The sequence below is a fragment of the Spirillospora sp. NPDC046719 genome, from assembly GCF_040645715.1.
Classification (GTDB): domain Bacteria; phylum Actinomycetota; class Actinomycetes; order Streptosporangiales; family Streptosporangiaceae; genus Spirillospora.
Genome location: NZ_JBEYYT010000214.1, coordinates 1 through 15,749 on the forward strand (window position 1 = coordinate 1; position 15,749 = coordinate 15,749).

Annotated in this window: 13 protein-coding genes and 1 pseudogene; 4 read left to right on the plus strand and 10 right to left on the minus strand. The window is 74.6% G+C overall.

Annotated elements, in window-relative coordinates:
• The 7 genes from ABZ914_RS30185 to ABZ914_RS30215 form a co-directional block, all read right to left on the minus strand.
• Window positions 1-514: protein kinase family protein (locus ABZ914_RS30185; protein ID WP_500197342.1), on the minus strand; the 514-nt coding region annotated here is incomplete at its 3' end.
• Between the two features lie 111 nt (window positions 515-625).
• Window positions 626-2,941 (minus strand): protein kinase domain-containing protein, encoded by a 2,316-nt coding sequence (locus ABZ914_RS30190; RefSeq protein WP_500197344.1) that lies wholly within the window; start codon window positions 2,939-2,941, stop codon window positions 626-628.
• A 127-nt stretch (window positions 2,942-3,068) separates the two neighbouring features.
• Entirely contained in the window at window positions 3,069-4,985 is a 1,917-nt protein-coding gene (locus tag ABZ914_RS30195) for a serine/threonine-protein kinase (protein WP_500197346.1), read from the minus strand.
• Between the two features lie 53 nt (window positions 4,986-5,038).
• Complete coding sequence (locus tag ABZ914_RS30200; RefSeq protein WP_500197347.1) at window positions 5,039-5,863, minus strand: serine/threonine-protein kinase; 825 nt, start codon at window positions 5,861-5,863, stop codon at window positions 5,039-5,041.
• 201 nt (window positions 5,864-6,064) lie between these two features.
• On the minus strand, window positions 6,065-7,015 hold the full coding sequence (locus ABZ914_RS30205) for an acyl-ACP desaturase (protein WP_190852210.1): 951 nt from the start codon (window positions 7,013-7,015) through the stop codon (window positions 6,065-6,067).
• Window positions 7,016-7,221: 206 nt separating this feature from the next.
• Window positions 7,222-7,989, minus strand: a complete 768-nt coding sequence (locus ABZ914_RS30210) for an SDR family NAD(P)-dependent oxidoreductase (RefSeq protein ID WP_190852214.1) — start codon at window positions 7,987-7,989, stop codon at window positions 7,222-7,224.
• 169 nt (window positions 7,990-8,158) lie between these two features.
• A complete protein-coding gene (locus ABZ914_RS30215; protein WP_500197349.1) occupies window positions 8,159-8,830 on the minus strand; it encodes an NADPH-dependent F420 reductase in 672 nt (223 codons plus the stop codon).
• Window positions 8,831-8,912: 82 nt separating this feature from the next.
• Here ABZ914_RS30215 and ABZ914_RS30220 point away from each other — a divergent pair, with 82 nt between their 5' ends.
• Window positions 8,913-9,317 (plus strand): winged helix-turn-helix transcriptional regulator, encoded by a 405-nt coding sequence (locus tag ABZ914_RS30220; protein ID WP_500197351.1) that lies wholly within the window; start codon window positions 8,913-8,915, stop codon window positions 9,315-9,317.
• Here ABZ914_RS30220 and ABZ914_RS30225 read toward each other — a convergent pair.
• Window positions 9,304-10,086, minus strand: a complete 783-nt coding sequence (locus ABZ914_RS30225) for an enoyl-CoA hydratase/isomerase family protein (protein ID WP_500197359.1) — start codon at window positions 10,084-10,086, stop codon at window positions 9,304-9,306. The genes ABZ914_RS30220 and ABZ914_RS30225 overlap by 14 nt on opposite strands.
• A gap of 160 nt (window positions 10,087-10,246) precedes the next feature.
• Between ABZ914_RS30225 and ABZ914_RS30230 the strand changes: the two genes are divergently transcribed.
• From ABZ914_RS30230 to ABZ914_RS30240, 3 genes are all read left to right on the plus strand, one after another.
• Entirely contained in the window at window positions 10,247-13,276 is a 3,030-nt protein-coding gene (locus ABZ914_RS30230) for a DEAD/DEAH box helicase (RefSeq protein ID WP_500197352.1), read from the plus strand.
• Window positions 13,276-14,058 carry an SWIM zinc finger family protein gene (locus ABZ914_RS30235; protein ID WP_500197354.1) on the plus strand — a complete coding sequence of 261 codons (783 nt, stop codon included), beginning with the start codon at window positions 13,276-13,278 and terminating at the stop codon, window positions 14,056-14,058. The genes ABZ914_RS30230 and ABZ914_RS30235 overlap by 1 nt, the downstream gene beginning before the upstream one ends.
• A gap of 256 nt (window positions 14,059-14,314) precedes the next feature.
• The gene (locus ABZ914_RS30240) at window positions 14,315-14,602 is read left to right on the plus strand and encodes a hypothetical protein (RefSeq protein WP_500197356.1); all 288 of its coding nucleotides are present in this window, start codon (window positions 14,315-14,317) and stop codon (window positions 14,600-14,602) included.
• Between the two features lie 88 nt (window positions 14,603-14,690).
• Here ABZ914_RS30240 and ABZ914_RS30245 read toward each other — a convergent pair whose 3' ends face one another.
• Together ABZ914_RS30245 and ABZ914_RS30250 are read right to left on the minus strand one after the other, a co-directional pair.
• Window positions 14,691-15,533 (minus strand): M55 family metallopeptidase, encoded by an 843-nt coding sequence (locus ABZ914_RS30245; RefSeq protein ID WP_500197357.1) that lies wholly within the window; start codon window positions 15,531-15,533, stop codon window positions 14,691-14,693.
• Window positions 15,534-15,545: 12 nt separating this feature from the next.
• Window positions 15,546-15,749 (minus strand): annotated as a pseudogene (locus ABZ914_RS30250) (sensor histidine kinase); the annotation flags it as partial.

Consider the following 15,749-nt stretch of genomic DNA (forward strand, 5'->3'; position numbering starts at 1 on the left):
GCGCCTCGTACCGCCCGGTCGCCGCGAACGCCACCGTCGCCGCCCAGGCGCGCACGTCGCCGGGCCCGTGCGCCCCCGCCGCCAGCCCGAAGTCCACCACGACCGGCGCGCCGTCCACCACCAGCACCGTCCCGGGCCCCAGCTCGCCGTGCGCCAGCCCCGCCCGGTGCACGGCGGCGAGCGCCTTCGCCAGCCCGGCCGCCATGCGCCGCAGCGCGTCGCCCGCCATCGGCCCCTGCTCCGCGACGACCTCCGCCAGCGGACGGCCCGGCACGAACCGCGACACCACGTACGGCCGCCGCCCTCCGGACTCCCCGTCCAGGACGTCCGCCGCGTAGGGGCTGGCCACCGCGCGCATCCGCTCGATGTCCGGCGCGGCACCCGGCGGGAGCAGCCTGATCGCCACGTCGCGCCCGTCCGGCCCGGTGGCCCGGTGCACGCCGGACGCACCGGCCGGCCGCGCCAGCAGCCGGTACGGCCCGATGTGCTCCTGGTGGCTCGTCTCGCCGCTCATATGGCCCGCCACCCTACCCACCGCCCCACCGCCCCCGCAGCGATCCGCCACCACCCCCCACGTGCAGGCACGCGATGCGGGCACAGCTGGCCGGCAGAGGCGCGCACGCCGCTAGATATAACCGGTGCGGCGGAGTTCGGTTTCCAGGGCGGCGAGGAAGGCGTCGACCTCGTCCTTGTCGTAGGTCTCGCGGAGCCGCCGGAGGGTGAACGAGCGGGCGCGGACGTCGTCGGCGCCGATGACCTCGGCGAGGCCGCGGCGGTCGCCCTCCAGCCAGTCGCGGACGCGGGCGAGGAACCCGTCGACCTCGGCGGGGTCGTACCCCTCCTTGAAGCGGGCGCGGGTGAAGCGGGCGGTGCCGAGCAGCGCGATGACGCGGCGGACGTCGGCGAGCCGCCCCGGCATCACCGGGCGGCCCTGGAGGAGGCCCTGCGCGTGCCTCGCGTAGAGGCTCGCGGCCTGGTAGATCTCGGCGAGGCGGGGGGCGTTGGCGGGGACGCCGGTGCCGGTGCGGGCGTCGCGGGCCGCGCGGGTCGCGGCGTCGAGGGACTTGCGGGCGTGGCCGGCGGCGTGCTCGGACCAGGTGCCGCCGATGGCGTGGCTGCGCTCGGCGGCGACGAGCTCCCGCTTGGCCTCGGCGAGCGACACCTCGATCACCGAGACCGTCAGCGCAAAGCCGGCCTGCGCGAACGCGGCGCGGCCCGCGACGACCCGGTCCGCCGGCGGCGCCGGCTCGGGCGGCGGGGGCGGCTCCGGTTTCGGGGCGGGCTTGAGCCGCAGCCGGGGCGCGATCGAGCCGGGGTTGGCGAACCGCGCGGCCAGCTCCGCCGCGTCGGGCCGCTGGTCGGGGTCGCGGGCCAGCGCGTCCTCCAGCACCTCGCGCAGGTCGGGGTCGATGCCGGCGAGGTCCGGCCACCCGGTCAGGACGCGGCGGACGAACGCCGCCGGGCTCGTCGCCTCGTAGGTGCGGCGCCCGGTCGCGGCGTAGGCGATCGTCGCGGCCCAGCCGAACACGTCGGTGGGCGGCCCGGCGGGCCTGCCCTCCAGCACCTCGGGCGAGACGTAGCCGGGCGTGCCGACGGGCCCCTGGGTCAGCCGCGACGCCCCGGACAGGGACGCGATGCCGAAGTCGATCAGGATCGGGTCGCCGGACACCATCATCACGTTGCCCGGGTTGACGTCGCGGTGGACGCTCTCGGCCTCGTGGACGGCGGCGAGCGCGCCGGCCAGGCCGCCGGCGAGCCGGAGCAGCCCGTCGCGGGGCAGCGGGCCGCGGCGCTTGACCGTCTCCAGCAGGGAGGTGCCCTCGACGTAGCGGGTGACGATGTAGGGCGGGTCGGCGTCCACGTCGTGGTCGACGAGCTCGACGACGTTGCGGCTGCGGATCCGGCGCATCGCCTCGACCTCGCGGCGCAGCCGGTCCTTCGCCTGGAACTCGGCGGGCAGGAACGGGTGCAGCGTCTTGATCGCGATCATCCGGCCGTCGTCGGCGCGGGCGAGGAAGACGTCGCCCATGCCGCCGCGGCCGAGCCGCTGCAGCGGCCGGTACGGGCCGATCGGCGCCAGCGGGCGGGGCCGTTCGCCGGACGCGCGGCCCCCGGTGGACACGGCCGGGCCGCCGCCGGTGGACACCCGCAGCCCGGCGGAGTCGGGGCGCAGCGCCCGCAGCCGCTTCACCAGCGCCTCCGCGGACGGGCGGGCGGCCGGGTCGGCGGCGAGCGCGTCGGCGAGCAGCGGCCGCAGCTCGTCGGGGACGCCGCTCAGGTCGTGGTCGCCGCGGATGATCCGGACGCAGACCGCCGCGTCGTTCGGGGCGTCGTAGAGGTCGGCGCCGGTCGCGGCGAACGCCACGGTCGCGGCCCACGCGAACACGTCCGCGGACGGGCCCGCGTCGGCGCCCTCCAGCAGTTCGGGCGCGAGGTAGCGCCAGGTGCCGGACCGGCCGCCGCCGGTGTGGGTGAGCCGGGTGTCGTCGACGCCCTGGGAGATGCCGAAGTCGATCACGACCGGCTCGCCGGCCTCCAGCAGCACGTTGCCGGGCTTGATGTCGCGGTGGACGACGCCGGCGCGGTGAACCGCCTCCAGCGCCTCGGCGGTGCCGACGGCGATCCGCCACAGCGCCGCGCCGGTGATCGCGCCGCCGACGCGGACCTCGTCCAGCAGCGGCCGCCCCTCGACGTACCGGGTGACGATGTAGGGGACGCGGGCGTCCACGTCGAACTCGACGATCTCGGCGACGCGGGGGCTGGTGACCCGGCCCATCGTCTCGACCTCGCGGCGCAGCCGGGCGCGCGAGTCGGCGGCGTCGACCAGGTGGGGGTGCAGGGTCTTGACGGCGAACGTGCCGCCGCGCGGGTCACGGGCGCGGAACACCTGCCCCATGCCGCCGGAGCCGATCAGCTCCACCGGGCGGTACGGGCCGATCATCTCCCCGCCCGCGTCCAAGGGTTCGGCGGGGAGCGCGTCCTGCGGGAGCGGCGGCGCGGGGACCGGGGCGGAGAACGGCGGCGGACCGCCCGGAGCCCCGCGCGGCGGCGGGGGGAGCCAGGCCCCGTCAGACGAACGGGAACCCGGTGACGAGGTCGTGGACATCGCTGCGCAGGCTCTCCAGGTTCTGGCTCATGCCGTCCAGCGGGGTGGTGTCGGGTGGCTGCTTCTGGGAGAGGCCGACCAGCACCGCCGCGAAGATCCCCAGGATGAGGGCGGCGGCGAGGGCGGCCTCGGTGCGCGGGAGCAGCGCCCCCCAGATCCGGGCGAGCTGGCGGCGCGGCGCGCCGCTGCCCGGCGCCAGGCAGAGCAGCCCGATCACCGCCATCGCCGAGTACGCGATCGCCCGGGACGCCGTCATGTCGGACTTGGTGAAGATCAGCACGCCGAGCAGGACGAGCCCGGCGAACACGCTGAGCGCCGCCAGCAGCGCGGTGACCATCACGGCGCCGGGCAGGTGCAGCGGCGTCCGGAACGCGGCGGCGACCGCGTCGCCCGAGCGGGGGCCGCGCCGGGTCCGCTTGCCCTCCATGCCCTGCGCGGCCTTGTCGGCGCTGCGCAGCACCAGCACGCCCACGATCGTCACGCCGACCGCGAGCAGCGGCGCGATGTTGGCGAAGCCGAGGAGCGCCACCAGGACGAGGAAGCCGAGCACCCGGTACCACCCGTAGGGCTTGCGGGCGTCCTTGTCGCGGTCGTCGCGGGCGGGTTCGGGACGGCGGTGCTGCGTGTCCTGCTGCTGCGGGTCGTAGGGGCCGCCCTGCTGCGGGCCGCGCTGCAGCGCGTTCGGCGGCGGCTGGTTGGGGGGCGGCTGGGTCGGCTGCTGGTTGTAGGGGCCGTAGTTCGCCGGCTGGTACGTCCCCTGCGTGCCGTAGTTCTGCGGTCCGTACCGGGGCGCGGCGTCGTAGGGGCCGGGCGCGGGCGGCGGGACGGGCGGCGGCGCGGCCGGCGGGAGCTGCCCGACGAAGTCCTTCGGCTGCGCCGGGACGGGCGCGGGCGCCGGCAGCGGCGCGGGCGCGGGGGCCGGCCCGCCGGCGAGCCCGTCCGTGCGGCCGGGCGTCTCGTCCGGCGGCATCGCGAACTGCCGGGCGTGGTCGGGCGCGGGCCGCCCGACCGGCTGGGACGTCGCGTCCGGGCGGGTGTAGTGCTGGTCGATCCGCGTCTGGTCGGTGATCGTCGCTTCGAGGTGGATGCGCCGGGCCAGCTGGACGAGGTTCACCGCGGTGGGCCGCTCGGCCGGGTTGCGGGCCATCGCCGAGCGCAGCAGCGGCAGCAGCGCCTCCGGCACGCCGTCCAGGTCGGGCGTGCCCTGCATGATCTTGTAGAAGATCGACTCGAAGGTGCCGGAGCCGAACGGCGGGCGGCCGGTCGCGGCGTAGGCGACCGTGCCGGCGAGCGCGTGCACGTCCGACGGCGGCCCCGCGTCCTCGCCCTCGATGATCTCCGGGGCGAGGTAGCCGGGGGTGCCGATGACCATGCCGGTGGCGGTCAGCCGGGTCGCGTCCGCGCCCTGCGCGATACCGAAGTCGATCACGACGGGCTCGCCGTCCACGATCATGACGTTGCCCGGCTTGAGGTCGCGGTGCACGATCCCCGCGCCGTGGATGGCCGACAGCGCCGACGCCAGGCCGACCGTCAGCCGCTGCAGGCCCGGCCCGTAGATCGGGCCGCCCTCCTCGACGACCTCCTCCAGCGTGCGGCCGGGCACGTACTGGGTGACGATATAGGGCTGGTCGGCGGTGACGTCGGCGTCGAGGATCTCCGCGACGTGGGGGCTGTGCACGCGCCGCATCGAGTCGACCTCGCGGGCCAGCCTGCGGCGTGCCGTGGCGTCGCCCGCCACCGCCGGCCGCAGCACCTTGATGGCCACGTTGCGACCCTCGGGGTCGGCGCCGAGGTAGACGACGCCCATGCCCCCTTCCCCGAGGGTCTGGAGCACGCTGTAGTGGCCGATACGGTCCCCGGACGTGACTGCTCCCTCCATCGTTTCCGAAACCCTACCTTCGCCGCCCCGGCGAGAAGGATTCAACGGTCATCTCAGGCCGCCGCAAACCGGCCGCGAACCGTGATAGGGTCGTCACTTTGCGCGAGCGCCCCCGCGATCCAGCGGGCGGTCGGCCGGTCCGCCGGGTCCCGCGCCAGCGCGCGGCGCACCACCCCGAGCAGCGGCTCCGGCACCCCGTCCAGATCCGCCTGGCCGCGCAGGATCCGGAAGCACACCCCGTGCAGCGAGCCCCGCCCGAACGGCGGGCGGCCCGTCGCCGCGAACGCCGCGGTCGCCGCCCAGGAGAACGCGTCCGACGCGGTCGTGGCGCGCTCCCCCTCGATCAGCTCCGGGGCCAGGTAGGCGGGCGTCCCCACGACCATCCCGCGCCGGGTGATCTGCTCCATCCCCTCCTGGTGGGAGATGCCGAAGTCGATCAGCGTCGGCCGGTCGCCCAGCACGATCACGTTGCCGGGCGAGACGTCCCGGTGCAGCACGCCCGCGTCGTGCACGTCGGCGACGGCCAGCGCCAGCCGCCGCGCGAACCGGACGAGCCGGTCCCCCGCGAGCGGCCCGTACGCGTCGACCAGCGCGTTCAGCGGGCAGCCCGGCACGTACTGCATGACGACGTACGGCCGCTCCGCCGACACCCGGCCGTCCAGCAGCCGCGCCACGTACCGGCTGTTCACCCGCGCCTGCACGGCCAGCTCGCGGGCCAGCCGCGCGAGCGCCTCCGGCTCGCCCGCGACCTGCGGGCACAGCTCCTTGACCGCGACCTCGCGGCCCTGCGCGTCCAGGGCCAGGTGCACGATCGCGGTGCTCCCCCGGCCGATCTCGTCCAGCAGCCGATACTCACCCAGGCGCCGTTGGGTCCCCATGAACACTGAGACGCCGGAAACCGCGATCACGTTCCGGCGAAACCCGATCGGACGCCGGCGGCGGCGCGGCCGTTCCCGCGAGAAGATCACGAAACGGCCGCGACGCGGCGCGAGGCGGTCCCGGCGCGGTGCGGGGCGGTCCCGGTGCGGGGCGGTCCCGGTGCGGGGCGGTCCCTGTGCGGGGCGGTCCCTGTGCGGGGCTCAGCCCTTGCGGGCGGCCTGGCGGGCGCGGCGCTCCTCGCGGCGGGTCTCGAACTTGGTCGCGGCGGCGTCGAGCTGCTCCATGAACTCGGCGAGCTCCTCGCGGGCCTTCTCCCCGTCGCCGGTCAGGTCCGTGCGGTCGAAGACCCCCCACTTGCGCAGCACGGGGCTGAGGACGTCGTCGTGGTGCAGGCGCAGGTCGTAGATGCCGGCGTTGGCGATGACGACGGACTTGCGCAGGAACCCGTCGATGCTGTGGCCGGGCATCTGGAACGCCTTGACGACGTCGGTGATGGCCCGCATCGTCTCGTTCGGGGCGGCCTCCAGCGCGGCGCCCATCAGGTTCCGGTAGAAGATCATGTGCAGGTTCTCGTCGGCCGCGACGCGCGCCATCATTTGCTCGCAGAGCGGGTCACCGGACGCCTTGCCGGTGTTGCGGTGCGACACGCGGGTGGCCAGCTCCTGGAACGACACGTAGGCGGTGCCGTGCAGGAACGATTCGCCGTGGTCGGCCTCGTAGCCGGCCTCCATGTGGTGCATCCGGGCCCGCTCGAGCGCGACGGGGTCGACGGCGCGGGTGACGGTGAGGTAGTCGCGGATGACGATGCCGTGCCGGTTCTCCTCGGCCGTCCACCGGTTGACCCAGGTGCCCCAGGCGCCCTCGCGGCCGAACACGGTCGCGATGGCGCGGTGGTAGCCGGGCAGGTTGTCCTCGGTCAGGAGGTTGACGATGAGGGACTCGCGCGCCTCCGGGGTCACCTTCGACTGCTCGATCGACCAGGGCTCGCCGTCGAGCGGCCCGTCGAAGTCGCGGCCCTCGCTCCACGGCACGTACTGGTGCGGGAACCATTCCTTGGCCATGGACAGGTGCCGGTTGAGCTCCGTCTCGACCACCGGCTCGAGGTCGAGCAGGAGGCCGGTCTGGAACTTCTCTTCGGGGGTCACGGACATGCGTTTCCTTCGCTGGACGAGTTGGAGTGCCGGACGGTGCCGCCGCGCCCGCGGCACGTTCTGGGGCGCCCGGCAGGCCGAACCTCAACCTACTCAAGCGTAGGTTCGATGGTCGCCAGTCCACCTGACCCGCGTCAAGTCACCCCCGTGACAATCAACCACGGGAGTGTTTTGTAGACCTGAGCGAAACCAGCGGCTTCCTTTTGTCACTGCGTGTCGGCCGCCTGGTGCCACATCCGGTTCACCGCGGCGCGGAGCAGCGGGCGCGGGACGAGCTTCAGCGCGGGCAGCGCGGCCTTGTACTGCGCGCCGGGAACGCAGAGCGCGCGGCCGGCCGCCACCGCGTCCAGCCCGGCCCTGGCCACGTCGTCGCGGCGCAGCCACAGCAGGTTCGTCGGGGCGTCGTCCTCGGTGCGGGTGAACCCGGGGCACAGCGCGGTCACATGGACGCCCTTGGACGCGACCTCCGCGTGCAGGCTCTCGGAGAAGGACGCGACGTACGCCTTGGTCGCGCCGTAGGTGGCGCTGCCGGGCGACGGCGTGAACCCGGCCATGGACGCGACGTTCAGCACGCCGCCGCGGCCGCGCAGGATCATCCCGGGGATCGCCGCGTGGGTGAGCCGCACCAGCGCGGTGACGTTCAGCTCCATCTGCCGGAGGTGGTCCTCCACCGGCAGGTCCGCGAACGCTCCAAAAGCGCCGTGGCCCGCGTTGTTGACCAGGAGCTCGACGGGTTCGGCGCGCAGCCGCCGCTCGATCTCGCCGCGCTGCGCGGGGTCGGTGAGGTCGGCGGCCAGCACCTCGACCGCGACCCGGTACCGCTCGACCAGCTCGCGGGCGAGCCCGTCCAGCAGGTCGCCGCGGCGGGCCACGATGACCAGGTCGGTGCCGCGGGCGGCGAGGAGGCGGGCGAAGCTCTCGCCGATCCCGCTGGACGCGCCGGTCACGAGCGCGGTTCGGTACGCGTGTCGCATGGCGGCAGATGCTATCGGCGATCTTCGTCCGGACCGGGCCGGCCGCCGAAATCGCATGGCGTCCGGATCCGGCGCCCCGGACGCGCGCGGTGCCCGCCCTCGGCCCGCCGTCGGTTCGCCCTCGGTCCGGACGCGGGACGGCCCCGGGCCGGGGCCGTCCCGCTGGCCGTCAGCGGGCGGCGGTTTCGGACGTCCGGATCGGTTCGACGTCCGCCACAACGGCGGCCGGCGGCAGCATCGCCACCGGGTCCTCCCCCGCCATCCAGAGGCCGACGAGGAACGCCGTCGTCGCCTCCAGGAGCCTGGCCCGCGCCAGCCCGCCACCGTTCATCGGGACGCAGCCGATGTCGGACACCAGGCGGCGCGCCACGGCCAGCGCGTCCGGGTCGTCCCCGCACAGCGGGACGCCGAGGGGCCGCCCGCCGAACTCCGGCGGCGCCATCCGCCACACCGTGTCCGGGCACGTGTTGAACGCCTTCACCACCCGCGCGCCGGTCAGGTCGGCGATGCGGCGCGCCGCCGAGGGGCCGCCCTCGGTCTTCATCCGCTCGAACGGCGGCTCCATCGGGTTCGTGCAGTCGAGGAGGACGCGTCCCGCGAGGGGGCCCGCCTGCCGCAGGGCGTCCTCGACGCCCTCATGGGTGACGGCCAGCAGGACCGCCTCCCCGAACGCGGCCGCCTCCCGCAGCGTCCCGCCTTCCGCGCCGCCGCCGATGCGGCCCGCCAACGCGACGGCCTTCTCCGGCTCCCGCGCCCCGATCCGTACCTCGTGCCCCTTGCGCGCCCACTGCGCGGCGAGCGCGTCCGCCATGTTGCCCGCGCCCAGCACACCGATCCGCATGACGACCTCCCGTGTCGATTACCGTCGGACGGGACGCTAAGCGGTTCGTTCCGCACCATCCGGTGCGTATCGGGAGGGCAGAATGGACGATCTCGAGTTCGTCGCCGACTGCCAGACGCGGCTCGGCCTCGACCTGCTGTCCGGCACCTGGACCGGCGTGGTGGTGTGGACGCTGCAGCACGGCCCGCTGCGCCCGCGCGAACTCCAGGACCGGATCGGCGGCATCAGCCACAAGGTGCTGACGGAGACGCTGCGGCGCCTCGAGCACAACGGGCTGGTCGTCCGCCGCCGCTATGCCGAGGCGCCGCCGCGCGTGGAGTACGAGCTGACCGGCGCCGGGCGCGGGATGCTCGAACCTCTTTCCGCCCTGGGCCGCTGGACCGAGCGCTACGCCGCCGACGTCCTCGACGCGCAGGAGCGCGCGGCCACCCAAGCGACGGCACCGGGCGGCACGGCGGCGCGGGAGCGCGCGCTCAGCGGCCCTTGAACGTCGCCTTGCCCGGCCCCTCCTCCATGAAGGACTTCATGCCGTCCTTCTGGTCCTCGGTGGCGAACAGCGCGGCGAACTGCACCCGCTCGATCTCCAGCCCGGTCGCCAGGTCGACCTCCAGGCCCGCGTCAACGGCCTGCTTCGCGGCGCGCAGCGCGACCGCGGGCCCGCCCACGAACGACGCCGCCCACTCCTTGGCCGCCGTGTAGACGTCGGCGTCCGGGACGACCCGGTCCACCAGGCCCATCGCGAGCGCCTCGTCCGCCGCGACGTGCCGTCCGGAGAAGATCAGGTCCTTGGCCCTGGACGGCCCGACGAGCCGCGCGAGCCGCTGCGTGCCGCCCGCGCCGGGGATGATGCCGAGCTGGATCTCCGGCTGCCCGACCTTCGCGCCCTCGCCCGCGACGCGGAAGTCCGCGGTCAGCGCGACCTCCAGGCCGCCGCCCAGCGCGTACCCGGTGATCGCCGCGATGACCGGCTTCGGGATCCCGGCGAGCGCCTTGGTGAAGTCCTGCAGCAGCCGGGAGTGGCCCGCCGCCATCTCCGCGTACCCCATCGGCGCCATCTCCTTGATGTCGGCGCCGGCCGCGAACACCCGCTCCCCGCCGTACAGCACCACCGCCGCGACCGCGTCGTCCGCGGCGACCTCGCCCGCCGCCTCGATCAGCTCCCGCTGCATCCGCGCGTTCAGGGCGTTCATCTTCGGACGGTCCAGCCGGATCGTCGCGACGCCGCCCTCCGTCTCCACCCGCACGAACTCGCCCACGAACGCCTCCAAGATCCTCTGGTCGACCGACGTCCCGAACCTAACAAGCCCGGGTGTCCCGCCGGCCACCACCGCCCCGCCCGTCGCGGCGGCCCGGCTGTCGGACACCACTGGTAGCTTCGGGCGCGGCAGTCACATCGCACGTCACCGGGGGGCTCGGATGCTGGTCGCCCATGCCGCCTGGCATGGCGGAGCGCTCTGCCTGTGGGCCGAGCGCACCGGCCCGCACGAGCCGTCCGGCGGCGACGAGCACCCGTTCGCGACCCGCGACTTCGGCGGGACGTCCTACGAGCCGCTCCTGCGCGGCGCGTTCCGCGTCGAGCTGACGATGATGCTGCCGACCGCCGGCGACCATCCGCTGCCGTCCGCCGAGCTCGGCCCCGAACCGGTGTCCGAGGAGCCGGGGCTGCGGCCGTGGCGGGTGCCGGCGCTGGTGCTGGAGCCGTTCCCGGCGATGGCGCTGCTCCAGGCCGCCGAGCACAGCGGCGACGTCGTCCCCGGTTCCGACCTGCGGTTCCTGTGCGTCCTCGCGGACGAGGCCGTGCACCTCGCCCGGCGCGGCCAGGTGCTGCCCGCGCTGCTGCGCGAGGACGGCGACCTCGTCGCCCGCTGGCGCCCCGTCCTCGACGACCCGGCCCGGTTCCGGGCGCTGGCCCGCGCGATGCCCGCCGCGTGCCGCGCCGCCGACGGGGGCCGTCCCGCCGCCGAGGTGCTCCGGGAGGCGCTGTCCGGGCTGGTCGACACGGCCGTCCGGGGCACCGTCCCGCATCCCCTGCTGCCGGCCCGGCGCGGCCGGGTGCCCGACCGGCTGCCGCTCGCCGAGCGCTGGGCGGAGGCGCTGACCGGCCCGTCCGCCGAGGTCGCGCGGGAGCCCGGCGACGACCCCGACGAGCTGATCGCCGAGCTGGACGCGTGGGCCGCCGCCGCGCGCCGCCCGTCCGGGCCGCTGCGCGTCTGCTTCCGGCTCGCCGAGCCGGGCGCCGAGGAGTTCAGCGCCGACCCGTTCCCCGAACGGGACGAGGAGGAGGAGACCGAGCCCGGCGACGCCTGGAGGGTCGAGTTCGCGCTCCAGGGCACCGACGACCCCAGCCTCTACGTGCCCGCCGCGATGGTGTGGGCGGGCGACGCCACCTCGATCCCGGACGCGGAGGAGACGCTCCTCGCCGGCCTCGGCCGCGCGCTGCGCCTGTTCCCCGACATCGCGCCCGCGCTCGACGACCCGGCGCCCGCCGCGCTGACCCTCGACACCGCCGGCGCGTTCCGCTTCCTCCGCCGCGCCGCGCCGATGCTGGCCGCCGCCGGGTTCGGCGTCCTGCTCCCCCAGTGGGCGGGCAAGGCGAAGCTCGGCATGAAGCTGACCACCCGCACCGACGACCCCGAGGCGTCCGCAGGCGCCGCCGCGCCGTCCGGCTTCGACCTCAAGGGCATGGTGAACTTCCGGTGGGACCTCGCCATCGGCGACGAGAGCATCGACGAGGCGGAACTCGAGGAGCTGGCCCGGCTGAAGACCCCGCTCGTCCGGCTGCGCGGCCAGTGGGTCGAGCTGGACGAGGAGCAGCTCGAAGCCGCCCTCGACTTCCTGCGCCACCCGCGCCAAGGCCGGATGGCCGCCGCCGAGGCGATCCGCGCGATCGTCCACGCGGGCGACGACGCGCTCCCGCTGACCGCCGTCGACGCCGACGGCACCTTCGGCGACCTCCTGTCCGGCGAGGCCGACCGCCGCCTCACCCCGATGCGCACGCCCGACGACCTGGACGCCGACCTGCGCCCGTACCAGGAGCGCGGCCTGGCCTGGCTGACCTTCATGAACGATCTGGGGCTCGGTGCCCTGCTCGCGGACGATATGGGGCTTGGCAAGACGATCTCCGTTCTGTCCCTTCTCGTCCACGAACGGGAGAACGACGCCCGCCCCGGCCCCACGCTGGCGATCCTGCCGATGTCGCTGGTGGGGAACTGGCAGCGGGAGGCGGCGCGGTTCGCGCCGAAGCTGCGCGTGTACGTCCACCACGGGACGGGCCGGCACCGCGGCGAGGACCTGCTCAAGGCCGCCGCGGCCGCCGACCTGGTGCTGACGACCTACGGGACGGCGGCGCGGGACGCGGAGATGCTCGCGCCCGTCGGATGGGAGCGGGTCGTCTGCGACGAGGCGCAGGCGCTGAAGAACAGCGGCACCCGGCAGGCCCGGGCGGTGCGGAGCATCCCGGCGCGCACCCGGATCGCGCTCACCGGCACGCCCGTCGAGAACCACCTCACCGAGCTCTGGTCGATCATGGAGTTCGCCAACCCGGGGCTGCTCGGGCCGCGCTCGGTGTTCCGGCAGCGGTTCGCCGTGCCCATCGAGCGCGAGGGCGACGAGCAGGCGGCGCTCGCGCTCAAGCGGGCGACGCAGCCGTTCATCCTGCGCCGCCTCAAGACCGACAGATCGATCATCTCCGACCTGCCGGAGAAGCAGGAGATCAAGGTCTACTGCAACCTGACGACCGAGCAGGCGTCCCTCTACCAGGCCACCGTCGACGACATGCTGGAGCAGATCGCCGAGGCCGACGACAAGCAGCGGCGCGGGCTCGTCCTCGCGACGATGGCCAAGCTCAAGCAGGTCTGCAACCATCCCGCGCACCTGCTGAAGGACGGCTCGCGGCTGCCGGGCCGGTCCGGGAAGCTCGAACGGCTCGAGGAGATCTGCGCCGAGGTCCTCGACCAGGGCGAGAAGGCGCTCGTCTTCACCCAGTACGCCGAGTTCGGCTCGATGCTCCAGCCCTACCTCGCGGCCCGGCTCGAACGCCCGGTGCTCTGGCTGCACGGCGGGACGTCCAAGCAGGCCCGCGACGACCTCGTCCAGCACTTCCAGCGGGACGAGGAGCCGGCGATCTTCCTGCTGTCCCTCAAGGCGGCCGGCACCGGCCTCACGCTGACCGCCGCCAACCACGTCGTGCACGTCGACCGGTGGTGGAACCCCGCCGTCGAGGACCAGGCCACCGACCGGGCGTTCCGCATCGGCCAGACCCGCAACGTGCAGGTCCGCAAGTTCATCTGCGTCGGGACGATGGAGGAGCGCGTCGACGAGATGATCGAGCGCAAGAAGGCCCTCGCCGAGTCCATCGTCGGCACGGGCGAGGAATGGCTGACCGAGCTGTCCGTCGCCGAACTCCGCGACGTGCTGCGGCTGTCCCCCGAGGCGGTGAGCGACTGATGGACGACGGGGGCATCAAGGCGCGCACCAAGCGCGGCTCGATCGGCGCGCAGTGGTGGTCGCGCCGCTTCATCGACCTCGTCGAGTCGTTCGCCGACACCGGGCGCCTCTCCCGCGGGCGCACCTATGCCCGCAAAGGCCAGGTGTACGACCTGCGCGTCACCCCTTACGAGGTCACCGCGAAGGTCAGGGGCTCCCGGCCCGAGCCGTACGAGGTGGCCCTCGGCATCGAGGGGATCGGCGCCGCGAACTGGCGCGCCGCGGAGAAGGAACTGGCGTCCCGCGCCGTGTTCCGCGCCCGCCTCCTCGCCGGCGAGATGCCGCCGGAGATCGAATGGGTCTTCGCCGAACTCGGCCTCGCCCTGTTCCCCAGTACGGCCTCCGACCTGCACCTGATGTGCGACTGCCCCGACTGGGGCGACCCGTGCAAGCACGCCGCGGCCGTCCTGTACCTCCTCGCCGAGGCGTTCGACGACGACCCGTTCCTCATCCTCGAATGGAACGGCCGCAGCCGCGACCAGCTCCTCACCGCCCTGCGCCGCGGCCCCGCCGCCGCGCCCGACCCGCTGGCCATGGAGGACGAGCCGCTCTCGGCCGCCGGCTTCTGGACGACCCCGTCGGGCCTGGCCCGCCTGCGCGACCGTCCGCCCGCGCCGCCCGTCCCGCCCGGCTTCGTCCTCCAGGTCGTGGCACCGCCCCCGCTGAAGATCCGCCGCCGCCCTCTCACCGACGCCCTCCTCCCCGCCTACGAGGCCCTGGCCGCCGACACCCCCACCGACTGACCCCGCAGCGAGGCTTGAACTGAACACGGCACACCAGATCCGCCGGCTGCTCGCTCCGCTCATCTCCGACGGCGGCCATTTCCTGCGCGTCCACGTTGGCGACGACCCGAGCCCCACCCCGGCCGAACTCCTCCACCTGGTGCTCTTCGATCCCTCGTTCGACCGGGGACCTTTCCTGGATGCCGGACCACCACCGCCGTCCACGCTGGACGAAATCACCCGAGCATTGCGCCCCGTACCGGCCACCGCCGAACAGATGCCACCCTTCTTGGTGCACATCTCCACCCAGGAAATGGCCTACGGCAGCCCCGTCGGTCCATGGACTGCACAGACCGCACTGCCACTGCTAGAGCACCTCATTTCCCTGCTCCAGCCGGACGCCCGGTGGTGGACCAACGTGGAGTACACGGACTGGAACTGGGAGCACGGCGAGTTCCACGACACCTTCGGTTCCTCGCCCGTCACCGGCCACATGCTCGACTGCGCACTGGTCGGCATCGGCCACGACGCCACCGTCACCTTCCTCGCCTACGGCGACAGCTGACCCGGTATCCGGCCCAAGAGCCGCAAATTCGCTCGCAGTTGAGCGAAGGCCGACAAGGCGTGTGGAAGCGCTGTGGCGTGCGCGGGGGTCAGCCGTAGTGGCGGCCTGTGCAGGCGATGTCGCCGGCGAGGGTGGCGCAGATGCCGAGGAGGCCGACGACCTCGGCGTAGTCGGCCGAGGTGAACTCGGTGGTGCGGGAGGCGGTCAGGGTGACGCCCGGGATGAGGGCGCAGGACTGGGCGATCGACGTGGAGTTCCAGTCGATGGACAGGGTGTAGGGGGACGGGAGCCGCAGCGGGCGCCAGCCGGACGGGGCGCGCAGGGAGCGCAGGGCCGTCTCGTAGATCATCTCCTGGGCGCGGGCGGGCGGGATCAGCTCGGCGGCGTAGCGGTCGCGGCCCGCCTTGACGGCGACGGTCGGGACGGCGCCGAGGACGTCACGGGCCTCGACGCAGGCGGCCTCGTCGCCCGCGACGAGGCCGACGGGGACGCCGAGCGAGCCCGCGTAACCCGCCATCAGCCGGATCTCCCCCGCGACCTCCCCGTTCAGGCGCGCGTCCTGGATCTCGCGGCCCATCCAGGTGTGGTTGAGGACGCCGCGTTCGGCGCCGGCGCGGGCGTGGTAGCCGACGTACAGGGCGACGTCGAAGGAGGCGTCCAGGCCCTCGCCCATCCGCATCGCCATGTGCGGGCCCCGGATCAGCGTGCAGCGCTCGTCGATCAGGTCGGCGCGCAGGTTCTTGCCGCGGCCGTGCGAGTCGGTGACGACGACCTGGTCGGCGCCCGCGTCGAACGCGGCGCGGACCGCCGCGTTCGCGTCGCCCGTCATCAGCTCGCAGCCGCGCTCGTAGCCGCGCCCGCCGGCGCGCATCTCCTCGGGGTCGGTGAGCCCTGAGACGCCTTCCATGTCGACCGAGACGAAGACCTTCATGTGATCATCGTGTCAGGTGGGGAGCGTGGCGCGGACGGCGAACCCTCCGCCGGGGCGGGGCGCGGCGTCGAGGGTGCCGCCGAGGGCCTCGGCGCGGTCGCGCATGCCGCGGATCCCGGAGCCGGTGCCGGCGGGGGCCGGTGCGGCGGTCCCGCCGCCGTCGTCCAGGACGAGGACGGTGAGGTCGGCGTCGCCGTTCCGGACGCGGTCGAGGGC

Excerpts from the sequence above, each read along its gene's own strand:
- ABZ914_RS30190 (WP_500197344.1), bottom strand. The coding sequence starts at position 2,941 with ATGATCGGCCCGTACCGCCCGGTGGAGCTGATCGGCTCCGGCGGCATG.
- ABZ914_RS30195 (WP_500197346.1), bottom strand. The coding sequence starts at position 4,985 with ATGGAGGGAGCAGTCACGTCCGGGGACCGTATCGGCCACTACAGCGTG.
- ABZ914_RS30200 (WP_500197347.1), bottom strand. The coding sequence starts at position 5,863 with ATGGGGACCCAACGGCGCCTGGGTGAGTATCGGCTGCTGGACGAGATC.
- ABZ914_RS30205 (WP_190852210.1), bottom strand. The coding sequence starts at position 7,015 with ATGTCCGTGACCCCCGAAGAGAAGTTCCAGACCGGCCTCCTGCTCGAC.
- ABZ914_RS30210 (WP_190852214.1), bottom strand. The coding sequence starts at position 7,989 with ATGCGACACGCGTACCGAACCGCGCTCGTGACCGGCGCGTCCAGCGGG.
- ABZ914_RS30215 (WP_500197349.1), bottom strand. The coding sequence starts at position 8,830 with ATGCGGATCGGTGTGCTGGGCGCGGGCAACATGGCGGACGCGCTCGCC.
- ABZ914_RS30220 (WP_500197351.1), top strand. The coding sequence starts at position 8,913 with ATGGACGATCTCGAGTTCGTCGCCGACTGCCAGACGCGGCTCGGCCTC.
- ABZ914_RS30230 (WP_500197352.1), top strand. The coding sequence starts at position 10,247 with ATGCTGGTCGCCCATGCCGCCTGGCATGGCGGAGCGCTCTGCCTGTGG.
- ABZ914_RS30235 (WP_500197354.1), top strand. The coding sequence starts at position 13,276 with ATGGACGACGGGGGCATCAAGGCGCGCACCAAGCGCGGCTCGATCGGC.
- ABZ914_RS30240 (WP_500197356.1), top strand. The coding sequence starts at position 14,315 with ATGCCACCCTTCTTGGTGCACATCTCCACCCAGGAAATGGCCTACGGC.
- ABZ914_RS30245 (WP_500197357.1), bottom strand. The coding sequence starts at position 15,533 with ATGAAGGTCTTCGTCTCGGTCGACATGGAAGGCGTCTCAGGGCTCACC.